The organism is Gilliamella mensalis (genome assembly GCF_900103085.1).
Taxonomy (GTDB): Bacteria; Pseudomonadota; Gammaproteobacteria; order Enterobacterales; family Orbaceae; genus Gilliamella; species Gilliamella mensalis.
This window is the reverse complement of the sequence record NZ_FMWR01000007.1, coordinates 178,082-194,461: the sequence shown is the minus strand read 5'-3', so window position 1 is coordinate 194,461 and position 16,380 is coordinate 178,082. Positions and strand designations below refer to the sequence as shown.

The following is a 16,380-nucleotide window of genomic DNA, read 5'->3' as shown; positions in this document are numbered from 1 at the left end:
TATACTAAAATAAGATTTTAAAGTGAAAACATGATTATTCTATATTTAACCAATCGGTATGGAATACACCTTCTTTATCAATACGTTCATAAGTATGAGCGCCAAAGTAATCTCGTTGTGCTTGAATTAAATTAGCGGGTAATACCGCCGAACGATAGCTATCATAATAAGCAATAGCCGCAGAAAGTGTTGGAACTGCAATACCTTGTTGTACAGCTAAAGATACTACATCACGCAACGATTGTTGGTAAGCTTCGACCGTTTGACTAAAATAAGGTGCTAATAACAAATTATCGATCTCATTATTATGAACATAAGCATCGGTAATTTTTTGAAGAAATTGTGCACGAATAATACACCCTGCTCTAAAAATTTTAGCTATTTCACCATAATTCAAATTCCATTGATATTTATGGGATGCGGCTTTTAACTGCGCAAAACCTTGTGCATAAGAGATAATTTTACCCATATATAGGGCTTTACGAATTTTTTCTATAAGTTCCTTCTTATCGCCATTATAAGACTGTTTTTGAGGACCTTTTAATATTTTTGCAGCCACCACTCGCTGCTCTTTAATTGCTGATAAATAACGAGCAAATACAGACTCAGTAATTAATGACAAAGGCTCACCCAAATCTAAAGCACTCTGACTGGTCCATTTACCTGTACCTTTATTACCTGCAGCATCTAAAATCACATCAACTAAATAATGACCTTCTTCGTCTTTATGTTTAAAAATATCGGCAGTGATTTCGATCAAATAACTGTCTAATTCACCTTTATTCCAATCGGTAAACACCTCTGCAATTTCATCATTCGTTAACCCAGCGGCATGTTTTAATACCCAGTAGCTTTCTGCTATGAGTTGCATATCGCCATACTCAATGCCGTTATGTGCCATTTTTACATAATGACCAGCCCCATTTGGACCAATATAAGCTACACACGGTTCACCGTTTGCCTTAGCGGCAATTTGCTCTAATATTGGCGCAACTAATTCATAAGCCTCTTTTTGTCCACCTGGCATAATTGATGGACCTTTTAGTGCACCCTCTTCTCCACCAGAAACACCTGCACCAATAAAGTTAAATCCTTCAGCTGATAACGTTTTATTACGACGAATTGTGTCTTCAAAATAAGCATTACCACCGTCGATAATGATATCACCTTTATCTAAAAGTGGGCGTAGTTCATCAATTACAGCATCAGTACCTTTACCCGCTTGCACCATGATTAGGATGCGACGTGGTTTTTCTAAAGAATTGACAAAATCTTCAATTGTAAAATAAGGAACCAATTGTTTATCAGAATGTTCAGCCATAACTTGCTCTGTTTTATCTTTAGAGCGATTGTAAATAGCAACAGAAAATCCGCGGCTTTCAATATTGAGCGCAAGATTTCGCCCCATAACTGCCATTCCAATAACACCGATTTGTTGTTTTGACATGAGTTGGCTCCTTTATTAAACCTTTATAACCTTAACCATAAGGCTTTTGACAACATCTAAAACTTAATTAAGTTTTATAAATTATTTTATAATTTCCATAAAAAAGCCGTATCAAAATATAATACGACTCTTTTCATAACGTTAATGATATTTACCATCAACTACACACATCATGACCGCTTCATCATTTCGAAAAACTCATCGTTAGTTTTAGTCATAGCTAGTTTATCGATCAAAAATTCCATCGCATCAGTCTCACCCATTGGGTTAAGGATTTTGCGTAAAATCCACATTTTTTGTAATTCATCTGGCGAGGTCATTAAATCTTCTTTACGTGTACCTGAACGATTAAAGTCAATGGCTGGGAACACACGACGCTCAGCAATTTTACGTGATAAATGAACTTCCATATTACCCGTACCTTTGAACTCTTCGTAGATAACTTCGTCCATTTTAGAACCAGTATCAATCAGTGCGGTTGCAATAATTGTTAAACTGCCGCCTTCTTCTACATTACGGGCTGCACCAAAAAAGCGTTTTGGGCGATGTAACGCATTGGCATCCACACCACCGGTTAATACTTTACCTGATGAAGGAACAACAGTATTGTATGCACGAGCCAAACGGGTGATTGAATCTAATAAAATAATCACGTCTTTTTTATGTTCAACTAAACGTTTTGCCCGTTCAATAACCATTTCAGCAACTTGAACATGCCTTGCTGCAGGTTCATCGAATGTTGAAGCAACCACTTCGCCTTTAACTAAACGCTGCATTTCAGTCACTTCTTCTGGACGTTCATCAATCATCAAGACGACTAACTCACATTCAGGATGATTGACCGCTAAACTTTGAGCAATATTTTGCAAAAGCATTGTTTTACCTGCTTTTGGTGGCGCAACAATCAAGCCACGTTGACCTTTACCAATTGGCGATGCCAAATCAAGTACTCTTGCTGTGATATCTTCAGTTGAACCATTACCTCGCTCCATACGTAAACGAGAATTTGGATGAAGTGGAGTTAAGTTTTCAAAAAGAATTTTGTTGCGGGCGTCTTCTGGCTTATCGTGATTGACTTCATTTACTTTTAACAAAGCAAAATAACGTTCACCTTCTTTTGGTGGACGGATCTTACCTGCAATTGTATCGCCAGTCCTTAAATTAAATCGTCGAATTTGACTTGGTGATACATAAATATCATCAGGGCCAGCTAAATAAGAACTATCGGCTGAACGTAAAAAGCCAAATCCATCTTGCAAAATTTCAAGTACACCATCACCAAAAATATCTTCACCACTTTTGGCATGCTGCTTTAAAATTGCAAAAATAATGTCTTGTTTTCTAAGGCGGGCAAGATTTTCAAGCCCCATTTTTTTTTCACCAAGCGATACAAGCTCGGAAACAGAAGTGTTTTTTAATTCAGTTAAATTCATAATTTTAAAAATTCTTGAGGATAAAATTGATATGTTTGTAATTTAATATTATTTTTGTATATTTGCTTCATGTACTTATAAAAATCTCTCTCTCTTACAACACATAAATTCAATCGATTACTAAGCTTTTGATGATAATTAAAGATCTGAATATAGAGTTTCACCACTTTACCAATAAAAACAATGAATTTTAGAAAGGAATATTTGTAAGAGGTTAGCAATGTACACTAAAAATATTGATATGTCTATATTTAATTAAATTGATTGTTCTAGATTGCTAGATCGAGCAAAACGATATAACAAAAAGCAATATAAAAAATATTGCTTTTTGTTTATGGTTTAACCTAAAAGTAACGCATCATCCGCAACTTTTTCACCGCGTGTTTTTTCAAACATATCTAATAAATCAGTTACTGTTAATTTAGCGCGTTGTTCTCCAGATACATCCAGCACTACTTGCCCTTGATGAAGCATCACAGTTCTGGTCCCATACTCTAATGCTTGTTTCATGGAATGGGTAACCATCATCGTAGTCAATTGATTTTTTAAAACAATTTCATTAGTAAGCTCTAAAACAAACTTTGCAGTTTTTGGATCAAGTGCTGCAGTATGTTCATCAAGCAATAATAGTTTAGATGGCTGTAAAGTTGACATTAACAAACTAATTGCTTGTCTTTGACCACCAGAAAGTAATCCCATCATATCTGATAACCGATTTTCAAGACCTAAATTTAAAGTAGCCAGTTTTTCTTTAAATATTGTTCTGATTTCGTGATTAAGCGCTGAAGACAGAGTAAAACGATGTCCACGGTTATAGGCGATAGCTAGATTTTCTTCGATAGTTAAGTTTTCACACGTGCCAACCATAGGATCTTGGAATACACGAGCAACCATACCGGCTCGCTTCCATGCTGGCCAGCGAGTTACATTTTGACCATTAATAACAACATGACCAGAGTCAACAAGTAAATCACCACTAATCACATTGAGTAACGAGCTTTTCCCCGCTCCATTACTACCAATAATAGTAACAAATTCCCCTTCACTAATATTGAGATTTAATCCTCGTAAGACATGATTTTCGATCGGAGTTCCTCGATTAAAGGTTAATTGCAATTTTTCTACTTTAATCATGCTTACTTCCCTCTTATTTTGGCGTGTTTTTTTAATTGCTTAGGCACTACTAGAGCTAGCACAACAAGTATTGCTGTGATTAGATTTAGATCTTCTGTTCCAACACCGATTTCTTGTAAAAACTCATTACTAAGCGCAAAAGCAATGAATAAACGATATAAAATAGAACCGAAAATAACAGCTAGCATCACAGCCCAAATACGTTTAGTGGGAAATAGGCTTTCACCAATAATAATTGAGGCAAGACCAATTACAATTGTACCAACACCAATGGTAATGTCGGCACTACCTTGCGTTTGCACAAAAAGGGAACCACCTAGCGCAATTAAACCATTTGAGATGGCCATACCCAAAATGGTTATGCTATCTGTTGGTATCCCTTGAGATTTTGCCATTCTAGGATTAGTTCCTGTTGCTCGTAAGGCAAGTCCTTTTTGAGTATTTAAAAATAGATTTAGTAACATCCAAAATACAAGCACAAAGCCTAATATCATAAGAGGCTGCACAATATATTGATTACTGTAGTCGTCAGCAATAAATGGTGAAAATATTGTTTTGGCATCAAGTAAAGAAAGATTAGGTGAACCTGCTAGTCGAGTTGTTTCATCCATAACATAAGGTCCAATACCTAATATTCTTAAATTGATAGAATAGAGCCCTATCATGACAATAATACTTGATAATAATTGAAGAATATTGAGCTTCACATACAGTATTCCGGTCATCGCACCAGCAAGACAGCCAGCAAACATACCGAATAATGTTGCTATCCAAGGATCGATGCCTACATAAATACACAATCCACATACTGCTCCACCGAGAGGGAAGCTCGCATCAGCAGTTAGGTCTGGAAAATCAAGTAAACGAAAGGAGATAAATACACCTAAACTCACTAGTGCATAAATAAGTCCAATTCCAATCGAGCCTAATAAAAATTCAAAAGACATTAAAAAAATCCATTAAAGTTAATCGCCAAAGTTGGCGATTTAGTTAGAAAAAAGTAAAATTATTTTTCGACAATTTTGGTCGCTGATTTTAATACATTTTCAGATAATATAACACCTTGGCGTTCAGCGGCTTTTTTATTTATTATCAATTGAGTAACATTCCCCACTTGCGGTGGAATATCGCCCGGTTTTTCACCATTAAGTATACGGATAACAATTTTACCAGCTTGGCGACCAAGATCATAATAACTCATACCTAAAGCGGCAATTGCGCCACGTTCTGCCGATTCAGGGTTGGAAGCAACAAGGGGGATTTTACTTTCATTAGCCACTTTAGCTAAAGCTTCATACGCAGAAACTACGTTATTATCAGTAGTAGTATAAATCATATCTACCTTACCTTTTAAACTTCTCGCTGCTGTTGATATATCAGAAGTGCGCTGGGCTGGAGCGGCAATAATTTTCATACCTCGTTTTTCTAGTTCAATCTGCAATTGCTTTAGTATAATTGTTGAATTAGTTTCACTTGGACTATAAACATAACCAATATTTTTAGCATCGGGTTTAATTTTTAACATCAGTTCGATTTGAGCAGCAAGTGATAAGGCATCTGATACACCAGTTACGTTTGTTTTTGATGCATCCCAACTTGGGGTTAATTTTGCTACTACTGGATCGGTAACAGCGGTGAAAACAATCGGAATGCGTTTTGTTGTCGCAACTAATGCTTGTGAACTTGGCGTGGCAATTCCGACGATAACATCTGGTTTACTTGCTACAAATTGTTTCGCAATTTGGGCTGCATTGGCACTACTGCCTTGTGCGCTTGAAAATTGTAATTTTAAATTTTCGCCAGCAATGTAACCATTGTCCTTTAACTCATCTTCAACACCTTTACGCACATTATCTAATGCTGGGTGCTCAACGATTGCTGTAATGGCAACAAATTTTTGTTCAGTTTTAACTTCTGCTGAAGAGTAGAACGCAGCAAACGATAAACTAAGTAGCATAAAAAGTTTAATAATAGAATTACGCATAAGGCACTCCTGTAATATTTTTTTTACAACCAAGTTAAATATTGAGTTACTATAAAGCAAAAACAGATAATTTTCTAGAGTAAAAAAAGTTATAGGTGTAAATATTTTATTACACTTATAAATAATTTGATGTCATATCGGCATACTATGTTAAGTGATACTAATCTAGTTATTGGATGACAAGGATGATAGGTTATATTAATTGGTTAAAATGGGTTATTTATACCATTTTTTTCTTTGCCCACCTAATAAAATGAGCAACGTTCTTGATTCATTCTAGTGAGATTGGACTTAATTATTACCGATGACTTTGTAAGCTGATTGAATAACTTCAGAAGGCAAAATTAGCCCTTGTTTTTTAGCAGCATCAATATTGATGACAAGGCGTAGAGCGTGTCCTATTTCTGGAGCGATACTTCCTGGTTTTTCACCCTTTAGTATACGGACAACAAGTTTACCTGATTGACGCCCCACATCATAGTAACTCATGCCATATGCAGCAACAGCTCCACGTTCAATTGCATCAGGAAACGAGGCTAAAAGAGGTATTTTATTTTCATTAGCAAATTTTACCAATGACTCATAAGCCGAAACCACATTGTTATCGGTTGTTGTATAGATTAAATCGACTTTACCTTTTAATGTATTAACAGCTGTTGAAATATCAGCGGTTCGTTGGGCTGGTACGGCAAACAAAGCAATATTTTGTTGAGATAAAAGAAGTTGCAGATTTTTTAACACAACAGTTGAGTTAATTTCGCTTGGGCTATAAATGTATCCTATTGATTTAACATTAGGCACAATTTTCTTCATAAAATCGATTTGTGGCCCTATTTCTTGATAATCAGAAACACCGGTGATATTTGTACCTGTAGGTTGCCATTTTTTAACTAATTTAGCCGCGATAGGATCGGTAATTCCAGCAAATACAACAGGGATTTGTTTGGTTGCAGCAGCAGTTGCTTGAGCGCTTGGTGTTGCTATTGCCACAATGACATCTGGTTTAGCAGCAACAAATTGTCTAGCAATTTGGGCTGCGGTAGCACTGCTTCCTTGTGCACTTTTATATTGCACCGTTAAATTCTCGTTTAACTTATAGCCATTTTCTGCCAATTCATCTTTAACACCATCACGAATTTGATCTAATGAAGGATGTTCAACAATAGCAGTAATTGCGACATTTTTTATTATAGTTGCGAAACTAAAAAAAGGTGTAAACAAAAATATTATTAATAAAATAAAGCTCTTCATAAACCGAACTCACAAACTAGTACAATGGTTCTATTCTAGCTTTATTAAGCTAAAAAGTTAAGTTGTATTTGTTAATTAATTCTTATATAAATAAATATTAGCATTACAACATTAGTTAAATAATTAATTATTTAAAAAATAATTTCATAATCAATACCCATAAAACTCAATTTTTATAGGTACCAGTATATAAGTTTTTTTATTTAGCAAATATAAAAGGATTTACACCACTTTTTGCAAAACCTTCTTCTTCTGTTTTGATATCTAATATCAATGAGGCAATATCATCAGCGACGACTTCAATATGAGGGTCTTTGTCTTGATCGAGTATTTTTAGATAACTGTGGCAAGCGTTGCAACACTCAGTTTTTGTTGCCGCAAGATCCTTTTCTAGTGCAAGATATTGTATGTCTTTCATGTTATCACAACAGGTACATTTAACTCTAGGTACATACCATTCACTTTCACATAAACTACAGTGCAAATAGCGCAAACCATTGTGACTACCTAATTGAATCACACTAGCTATAGGCATACTATTACAAACTGGACACAACCAAAGTTTATCGGTATTTTCAGCGATAGCTTTACCTTTAATTTGGCTCGCAAGTTGGCAATAATAAACCGATAATGATGACCAAATAAATATTGTTTCATTGCCATCGACTTGATCAAATTCTCCTTTAAGTAAATGCAATGCTTTATCTTGTAATTCTACAGAGCTATTGTTTTTAAGCTGTTCTATGACTAAAGTAATTTGTTGACTCACATCAGAAAATGAGTCCAATAATGAAGTTAAGTAATCTTGCCAAGTATTTTTAAGTGGCAAGTTATCTAAACTAAGTGGTGGATGCTCGCTGGTTAATAAACACGATACATCAATATCTATAGGCTTATGTTTAATTAAATTCGCTTGTTTTTCGGCGATTATTGCACAAAATTTCAAATAATAACTAATTGGGCTATTGTTTGCAAGGATTTTTAAACGCTCTGCTCGATGAATATAAAGCGTTTTAGGCGATGGATAAAAAAGTAATGGAATTTGCCTAATAACTGAGTTTGTAGCTTGCTGTTCAAGTTGCTCTTGAGGGATAATTTTGATACTCATTATAATTGCTCATTGACTGTGATTTCACTCATCACTGATTTTTACTACTAAGATAACTCCGCTGATAGTGACTATCAGCGGAAAATACAATTAGCGATATAAAAGAATGACTATGCAGGCTTGTGCTCAACAGGTTCTACTTCAGATTTTGCCTTTGCATTTAATTCATTTTGATAAATTTTTTCCATTTCTTCTTCATACCAAGCAGAATGATTTTTTCGTGCCCAAGCACGTGATACATAACCTGTTATCATCCCTTTAATTGATCCTTTAACCCAAATTGCCATATAAGCATGACCAATGGCAAGTAAAATTAAAGCAATAGCGGCAAGCGAGTGAAAGAATATCGCAATACGTACAACCTGTACTGGAAAATAATCAGAGATATATCGGCGCCACATGATTAGTCCGGTGATACATAATACAAAAATTAAACTCATAATGCACCAGAATAAAAACTTTTGACCTACATTATACTTACCAATTGGAATACCTTCTTCTTTGCCCATAATGACGCTTTTAAAGTTTTTTAACCATACAATATCTTGTTTATTAGGTATATTATGATGAGCAAGCTTTAAAAACATAAACATTAGTAAAACAAAAACAACACAACCAATAATTGGATGTAATGCTCTCACTAATTGCGGTGTACCAAGGACTAAACCAAACAGTTTCATCGACGGGAAAAACAGAGATAAACCCGAAAGTGCAGTAAGAATAAACAGACACACCATACACCAGTGGCAGAAACGAACAATAAGTGGTGTTCTTAAAATCATCCCTTTTTTATTCATGATGATTCTCCTGTTGTGATGAATTAGCGCTATTTTGGCGCCCCCAAACTGGTAAGCCTAAACGTTTTCGAGTTTGCCTATCGACTTCTTTTTCTTCTTCAATGTCATCTTCATCCACTTCAATTGCACCAACGCCCATGTAATGGAAAAGCAAACCTCCAAATGTTGCAACAAATGCAGCTGCGGATAACGGTTTCCAAATACCCTTCCAAAATTTGACGATTTCACTAATTTGCGGGTCTTTTGGTAGGCCGTGATACAGTTCTGGTTGATCAGCATGGTGTAAAACATACATAACGTGAGTACCACCAACACCTTGTGGATCATAAAGACCGGCATGCTCAAAACCACGTTTTTTTAAGTCTACAATACGATTTTCAGCATGACGAATCATATCTTGTTTAGTACCAAAGTGAATAGCACCAGTTGGGCAGGTTTTAACGCAAGCAGGCTCTTGCCCAACCGCAACGCGATCCACACATAAAGTACATTTGTACGAATGATTATCTTCTTTGCTAATTCGAGGAATATTGAACGGGCAACCAGCGACACAATAACCACAACCAATGCAGTGTTCCGATTGAAAATCAACAATACCATTGGCGTATTGAATGATAGCCCCTTCTGATGGGCAGGCTTTCAAACAGCCAGGATCAGAACAGTGCATACAGCCATCTTTACGAATCAGCCATTCAAATTTGCCGTTAACCTCAACTTCTGAATAGCGCATTACTGTCCATGCTTTGGGTTCTAAATCAGCCGGATTATCATAAACACCGACGGTATTACCCACTTCTGCACGAAGATCATTCCATTCGCTACAAGCAACTTGACAAGCCTTACAGCCAATACATGTGGTTACATCAATTAATTTAGCCACTTCTTGTTGGTAATCGCGTGCTCGTGGCGCAGGCGTTAACGAATTGGTTCCCGAGCGGCGAATAATATCTTGTGTTTGTAATGACATAATTTACCTTCCTCCTTATGCCGCACTGGTCACTTTTTCAATATTGACTAAAAATGATTTGTACTCTGGTGTTTGTGAATTGGCATCACCTAAATGTGGCGTTAATTCATTCACCAAAAATCCTTTCTTTGTCTGACCGGTGAATCCCCAAACAATAGGAATTCCAATGGTCTCGATTTCTTTACCATCAACAGTTAATGTCGGAAGACGCTTTGTCACAACAGCTTTAGCTTTGATATAACCCCGATATGAAGTCACTTTTACAGTATCGCCTAGTTTTATGCCTTTTTTATTGGCAAGGTTTTCGCTTAGCTCAATAAATTGTTCTGGTTGAGTAATAGATGCCAATCTTGCATGTTGAGTCCAAAAGTGGAAGTGCTCGGTGATACTATAAGTAGTACCAACATAAGGAAATTCACTGGCATTTCCTAAGCGAGCCAAATCCTCTTTAAATGCGCGAGCCACAGGACTACTCACTTGATTTGGATGCAATGGATTATTGGTAATTGGTGTTTCAAACGGTTCATAATGTTCAGGGAATGGACCATCAACTAATCGGTTTAAACAAAATAAGCCCCCTAAACCATCGTTATTCATGATAAAGGCACCCGCTCCAGCGCTTGGCGATAACGTTGCGGTAAAATCAGGGACATCATTACCGTCCCAGCTTGAACCATTCCATTTTACCAGTACGCGTTTGGGATCCCATGGATTGCCATTTTCATCGGCTGAAGCTCGATTATAAAGTACACGCCGATTCATCGGCCATGCCCAAGCCCAACCGGCATGAATACCTTTACCTGACGGATCGCTTGGGTCACGCCTTGCCATTTGGTTGCCTTGCTCTGTCCATGAACCACAGAATATCCATATCCCTGAGGATGTTGTTCCATCTGCTTTTAGTTGGGCAAAACCACTTAGTAACTGTCCTTTTTTAAGAATAATATTACCATTTGCATCGGTGAGATCAGCAAGGGCTCGCCCATTATAATCTTGCGCTAGCTCTTCTGCAGCCGGACCTTCAGGATTTTGATAGTCCCAAACTAAGTTATTAATTGGCTCATGATACGCACCACCTTCTTGGGCATATAGCTCTTTAATTTTCAAAAAAATGCGAGCGATGATTTCTGGATCATATAATGACTCATAAGGTGGTCTTGCCGCAGCCCAGTGCCATTGCAATAAACGCGAAGAGTTAACGATAGTACCGTTTTCTTCAGCAAAACAGTTTGAAGGTAGCCTAAAAACTTCTGTCTGGATTTGGCTGGGATCAACGTCATTCGATTCACCATGATTTTTCCAAAACTCTGCTGTTTCAGTTGGCATAGGGTCAATACTAACTAAAAACTTCAAGTTCGATAATCCATTACGGATACTATTTTTATCTGGTAAAGCTGCAAGAGGATTGAAGCCTTGACAAATAAGACCATTGGCTTGACCATCACGCATCATTTTACTGAATCTTAAAACATCATAAGTTTCATCCCATTTTGGTAACCAGTCAAATCCCCAATTGTTATCTTGAGTTGATTTATCACCATACATTGATTTCATGAAACTAACAAAGAATTTTGGGTAATTTGCCCAAAAATTAACTTCTTGAGGACCAAGAGGTTTAGGTGTTTTTTCCGCTAAATACTGTTCGAGTGAAACCTGTGAATCTTTAGGTAAATCAAGATAAGCAGGTAAACGATTAGATAATAAACCGACATCAGTTAAACCTTGAATATTGGAATGCCCACGTAGTGCATTAATTCCACCGCCCATTACACCAATATTACCTAAAATAAGCTGAATCATTGCAGCTGTACGGATAATTTGTGAACCATAAGAATGCTGAGTCCATCCTAATGCATATAAAAAGGTGGCTGCTCTATCATTAGTTTTGGTGCTTGCAAGTGAGCGACAAACATGTAAAAATCCGTCAACTGGGCTTCCAGTCACTTTATTTACCATTTCAGGTGTATAACGGCTGACATGGTTTTTAAGTAGATTCCATACACAGCGAGGATGGCTGAGTGTTTTATCTCGAAGCGCATAACCATTGTCATCTTTCTGATAAGCCCAGCTTATTTGATCATATTGTTTAGTTTCTACTTTATAGCCACTAAAGAGCCCTGTCGCTTCATCGAAATTAAAATCATCACGAACAATTAAACTCGCATTACTATGTGTCACTAAATAATCAAAGTTAACTTCATTATTAGTAATAAGATAATTGATAATACCGAGTAAAAAAGCAATATCCGAACCTGAACGAATGGGGACATATAGATCAGCTACTGAAGCTGTTCGATGAAAACGTGGATCGATAGCAATCAGTTCTGCGCCATTATTAATTTTCGCTTCTATTGCCCATTTAAAGCCAACAGGATGTGCTTCGGCCGCATTACCGCCCATCACGATAACAACATTGGCATTTTTGATATCGTTCCAATTATTAGTCATGGCTCCACGGCCAAATGTTGCCGCTAAGCTTGACACTGAAGGACCATGACAAACCCTTGCTTGAGTTTCAAGGCTTAGCATGCCTAATGCTCGGGCAACTTTAAATGCTAGCCAACCTGTTTCATTACTCGCAGCCGAGGTCACAAGCCAGCCTGTTGTTGTCCAGCGATTAACTGTTGTTCCTTGTTGGTTTTTTTCAATAAAGTTTTTATCTCGGTCAGCTTTCATTAAGCGAGCAATGCGGTCAATGGCTTCATCCCAACTAATTTGTTGCCATTTATCAGAGCCTGGTGCGCGATATTCAGGGGATTTGACACGTTGTTCACTTTTTATATAGTCAAGTACACCAGCGCCTTTAGGACAAAGTGAACCGCGACTAACTGGATGGTCTGGATCTCCTTCAATATGGAATATGGACGATTCAGCATTTTTTGCACCATCTCCACGGCTATATAACAACATTCCACATCCTACCGAGCAATAGGTACAATTATTACGAGTTTCTTTTGATTTTAATAATTTAAATTGGCGAGTTTGTGCAAGCGCCACATTCGGAGAAAATCCAAGCGTAGCTACCGTTGTTCCAGCCATACCACCAGCACAGATCTTAAAGAACTGTCTACGGTTAAATCGCATATCTACCCCTTATTGAAAGCTAATATTATATTATTTATTATTTTGGAAGCGATTAACATCCTTATAAGTTGTAATGATAATCTTTAATGAAATGGAAATAAAGGGAAAAACGAGAAGGAGTGACTAAAAATCGACATACATCAAATTTTTAGTCGAAAGGGTTATTTTTATATCAATTTATTTTCACTGTTTATGTAAAAGACCTATTTATAATTATAAAATTACTCATTTAAATAAAAGAATAAGCTGAACCCAATAATATTGTTCTGTTATTGTTTTACTAAAGGATTTATTTCATCAATCGTTTGCATTATTCTTGTGGTAATGAGCGGTTTGAGTATTTCATTTAGTTTTTCTATTTTTGGTAAGTTAGTTCCACTTTGATCATCTAAATAACCTTGTGCTCGTAATGATGCAACAAGTATTGAAAATACACCTTTATCAAAAAATTCTGGTGCATTGATGCCATGTAAAACTGATAATCGTTCAGCAATTAATCGACTTTCTTTTTCTAATGTTGCTCTCTTAATCGTTGGATCTTTTTGCAATATAGAAAAAGCAATAGCATAGCGTTGCAACGTATCTTTAGATGATGAAGCAATTAATTGTAATACTGATATTTTTAAATAGTTTAAGCTTAATTTATCAGGTGAATAACTGATTAGACCTAGCTGAGCGTAAGTTTTAATAATTTTATCAACATACTCAGTGAGCTGATCATCATTATGATAAAGAAATAACTCCGATTTAATTAAAGGAAAAAGTAGTTTTACTTGTTCTAAAACTTCGTCAGATGAAATTCGGTTATGCTTGAGTAAAATTCTCGCCACGATAGCAGGAATAATCAGCAAATGCTGAATATTATTGCGATAATAAGTCATTAACACCGCTTGTTCGGCAGTAAACGCGATAATTTCGCCAGCTTCGTCTGTTGTAATAACAAATTTCCCCATTTCTTTGGCATGCTCAAACAGTTCTTCTGGTGTTTGTTCTGGAATAGTTATCAAATCAGAATAAGGATTGTTTTTTAATAATTTTAACAGATAATCAATTAGTTCAATGAGCCTAACTTTGGTTAATGCTCGTTGATCTGCTGCCAATAATATTGAACAACATAAGTTCATTGCATTGATTGCTGCTGATGAATTGATGTGTTCCATAATTTTCTTGGCAAGTAAGTTAGTTGTTGGTGTCAACCATTGAGGGCGCTGAGTGCCCGTTGGTTCTATAGCCTCGCGCCATTCAGGAATATGTTGGTTTAAAAATTGATTTAGTGGTATAGGTTGACCAAAATTGACATAACCAAATCCCAATTTTTTAAGTTTTAAAAATGCTTTTATAGTCCGCCATAAACTCTCTTTTTCTTTTTTTGCACCTCGTAATTCATTGGCATAGGTAGCAACTTCTAGAACATGCTCATAACCAATATAAACAGGCACAACAGTAATTGGTCTTGCTTCACCACGTAATAATGTTTGAATTGTCATCATTAACATACCTGTTTTAGGATCGAGTAACCGACCTGTACGTGATCGCCCGCCTTCAACAAAATACTCAACAGCATAACCGCGGATAAAAAGTTCAGCTAAATATTCACGAAAAACAGATGTATAGAGTTTATTTCCTCGGAATGATCGGCGAATAAAAAATGCACCTAATCGTCTAAAAATAGGCCCCGCTGGCCAAAAGTTTAAGTTAATGCCTGCTGCAATATGAGGTGGAACTAACCCTTGTCGATAAAGGACATAAGATAATAACAAGTAATCCATATGACTACGGTGGCAAGGAGCATAGACAATTTCATGTCCATTTTGTGCAAGTTCTCGCACCGGATCGGCGTTAGTAACGTCAAGACCTTGATAAAGCCTATTCCAAGCCCAGGTAAGAACAAAATCTGTAATTCTTAGCATACGGTACGCAAAATTAGCCGCTATTTCATTTAGCATCGTTAATGCATTTTTTTGTGCCTTATCAAGACTAATATTTTTGCTTTTTGCTTCTTCTTGTATTGCCTTTGATAGCTCTGGATTAGTTAATAATTTATTAAGCATTTCTTGGCGAACAGGTAGTTTTGGTCCGACAGATGCTATTCTTTGTTTTACAAAATGAATCCGAGCAACGCGCGATAATTTATGAGCTAAAACAGGAAGATCTTGCTGTTTATCAACATGAATATTCTTAAATGAAACAGGTCGAGAAAATCGGGTATAACAGTCTCGTCCGGATATGATTATTTTTAAAAATTTACTGGTTGCACCAAGCACTTGTAGTGATAATTTTTTTTTCCCTTCGGTATTTGGTCGACGGCCAAACATAACCGAAACAGGTAACATTTGGATATCAAGATCATGATTTTGTTGATGAGCCAAAATATAATCTCTTAAAATTTCAATCGCTTTATTTTTTTGTTGATTGGACGCAAAAATACCGGGACCTTTATCAATATAGATATAGGCGGGAATGGTTTTATCATTGATATCAATGCCAACTAAGGGATCGGGTAAATTATATTGTAAACAAAGCGATCGAATTACCATCAAATCGATTTGAGAATTGTAAGGTAGCACGTATAAAATTGGTTTGTGGGTATCAAGGTCTAATTCCGTTATAGGATAAGTCGGAATTGGTTTACTTTTAACAAAAAGTTTCACCAATATTTGGATAAGAAAAAAATAAACTTTAGTCCACCAAGAAAACATAAAAAAATAAACCTCATACATTTGTGTTATTGATATACTTAATCGATTCTAATTGTGTAACTGCCCCACTAAAACAACAATCAGTGTTTTGCTTGTCGAGCTAAATAGTGTTGTTTATGCATGAATTTATATGCATTAAAAAGAGCCATGAATTAAATATATACTTGTTACCGTTCAATCATTATAAATTTTGCATAATCTTTAGGTTATGTGATTATAGGTAAATTAAAACCAGATTATAACGGTTTATCACTATCAATGCCATGCATCTAATCTGCTTTCACTGTAGTAACAAAGCGTCTAACCTGCCAATTCAGGTAAATTTAAATAAATTTTAACCTATTAATTTTTTTAATGATGAACTATTTAGTGTACAGGCATATGCTCATTGAAAAGCTCCTATTTATTAAGAATATTTAATAATAAACAAAAAATAATTAATACTGATACGAGCTTTATTGTGTAAATTAATTATA

Annotated in this window: 11 protein-coding genes; all 11 read right to left on the bottom strand. The window is 36.1% G+C overall.

Translation table 11 applies throughout. The features are described from left to right. Window positions 1–34: 34 nt before the first annotated feature. Window positions 35–1,447, bottom strand: coding sequence for an NADP-dependent phosphogluconate dehydrogenase (gene gnd, locus BQ5209_RS03885; RefSeq protein ID WP_085247235.1), 1,413 nt, complete (start codon window positions 1,445–1,447; stop codon window positions 35–37). A gap of 170 nt (window positions 1,448–1,617) precedes the next feature. Further along, entirely contained in the window at window positions 1,618–2,880 is a 1,263-nt protein-coding gene (gene rho, locus BQ5209_RS03880) for a transcription termination factor Rho (RefSeq protein WP_085247234.1), read from the bottom strand. Window positions 2,881–3,219: 339 nt separating this feature from the next. Continuing rightward, window positions 3,220–4,014 carry an ABC transporter ATP-binding protein gene (locus BQ5209_RS03875; protein WP_085247233.1) on the bottom strand — a complete coding sequence of 265 codons (795 nt, stop codon included), beginning with the start codon at window positions 4,012–4,014 and terminating at the stop codon, window positions 3,220–3,222. 2 nt (window positions 4,015–4,016) lie between these two features. After that, entirely contained in the window at window positions 4,017–4,961 is a 945-nt protein-coding gene (locus BQ5209_RS03870) for an ABC transporter permease (RefSeq protein ID WP_085247232.1), read from the bottom strand. A 59-nt stretch (window positions 4,962–5,020) separates the two neighbouring features. After that, complete coding sequence (locus BQ5209_RS03865; RefSeq protein WP_085247231.1) at window positions 5,021–5,998, bottom strand: ABC transporter substrate-binding protein; 978 nt, start codon at window positions 5,996–5,998, stop codon at window positions 5,021–5,023. Window positions 5,999–6,289: 291 nt separating this feature from the next. Further along, window positions 6,290–7,249 (bottom strand): ABC transporter substrate-binding protein, encoded by a 960-nt coding sequence (locus BQ5209_RS03860; protein WP_085247230.1) that lies wholly within the window; start codon window positions 7,247–7,249, stop codon window positions 6,290–6,292. A gap of 199 nt (window positions 7,250–7,448) precedes the next feature. Then, window positions 7,449–8,357, bottom strand: a complete 909-nt coding sequence (gene fdhE / locus BQ5209_RS03855) for a formate dehydrogenase accessory protein FdhE (RefSeq protein ID WP_085247229.1) — start codon at window positions 8,355–8,357, stop codon at window positions 7,449–7,451. 110 nt (window positions 8,358–8,467) lie between these two features. After that, window positions 8,468–9,154, bottom strand: a complete 687-nt coding sequence (locus BQ5209_RS03850) for a formate dehydrogenase subunit gamma (RefSeq protein ID WP_085247228.1) — start codon at window positions 9,152–9,154, stop codon at window positions 8,468–8,470. Continuing rightward, window positions 9,147–10,121: a formate dehydrogenase subunit beta gene (gene fdxH, locus BQ5209_RS03845; RefSeq protein ID WP_085247227.1), complete on the bottom strand. Its 975-nt coding sequence runs from the start codon at window positions 10,119–10,121 to the stop codon at window positions 9,147–9,149. Before fdxH ends, BQ5209_RS03850 begins: the two co-directional genes overlap by 8 nt. A gap of 15 nt (window positions 10,122–10,136) precedes the next feature. Beyond that, window positions 10,137–13,205, bottom strand: a complete 3,069-nt coding sequence (fdnG, locus tag BQ5209_RS03840) for a formate dehydrogenase-N subunit alpha (protein WP_085247226.1) — start codon at window positions 13,203–13,205, stop codon at window positions 10,137–10,139. Window positions 13,206–13,474: 269 nt separating this feature from the next. After that, window positions 13,475–15,904 (bottom strand): glycerol-3-phosphate 1-O-acyltransferase PlsB, encoded by a 2,430-nt coding sequence (plsB, locus tag BQ5209_RS03835; protein WP_085247225.1) that lies wholly within the window; start codon window positions 15,902–15,904, stop codon window positions 13,475–13,477. Window positions 15,905–16,380: the final 476 nt, after the last annotated feature.

Bases quoted from the DNA above. Each gene is read 5' to 3' on its own strand.
- BQ5209_RS03870 (WP_085247232.1), bottom strand. From the start codon at position 4,961: ATGTCTTTTGAATTTTTATTAGGCTCGATTGGAATTGGACTTATTTAT.
- rho (WP_085247234.1), bottom strand. From the start codon at position 2,880: ATGAATTTAACTGAATTAAAAAACACTTCTGTTTCCGAGCTTGTATCG.
- BQ5209_RS03875 (WP_085247233.1), bottom strand. From the start codon at position 4,014: ATGATTAAAGTAGAAAAATTGCAATTAACCTTTAATCGAGGAACTCCG.
- fdxH (WP_085247227.1), bottom strand. From the start codon at position 10,121: ATGTCATTACAAACACAAGATATTATTCGCCGCTCGGGAACCAATTCG.
- plsB (WP_085247225.1), bottom strand. From the start codon at position 15,904: ATGTTTTCTTGGTGGACTAAAGTTTATTTTTTTCTTATCCAAATATTG.
- BQ5209_RS03865 (WP_085247231.1), bottom strand. From the start codon at position 5,998: ATGCGTAATTCTATTATTAAACTTTTTATGCTACTTAGTTTATCGTTT.
- fdhE (WP_085247229.1), bottom strand. From the start codon at position 8,357: ATGAGTATCAAAATTATCCCTCAAGAGCAACTTGAACAGCAAGCTACA.
- BQ5209_RS03860 (WP_085247230.1), bottom strand. From the start codon at position 7,249: ATGAAGAGCTTTATTTTATTAATAATATTTTTGTTTACACCTTTTTTT.
- gnd (WP_085247235.1), bottom strand. From the start codon at position 1,447: ATGTCAAAACAACAAATCGGTGTTATTGGAATGGCAGTTATGGGGCGA.
- BQ5209_RS03850 (WP_085247228.1), bottom strand. From the start codon at position 9,154: ATGAATAAAAAAGGGATGATTTTAAGAACACCACTTATTGTTCGTTTC.
- fdnG (WP_085247226.1), bottom strand. From the start codon at position 13,205: ATGCGATTTAACCGTAGACAGTTCTTTAAGATCTGTGCTGGTGGTATG.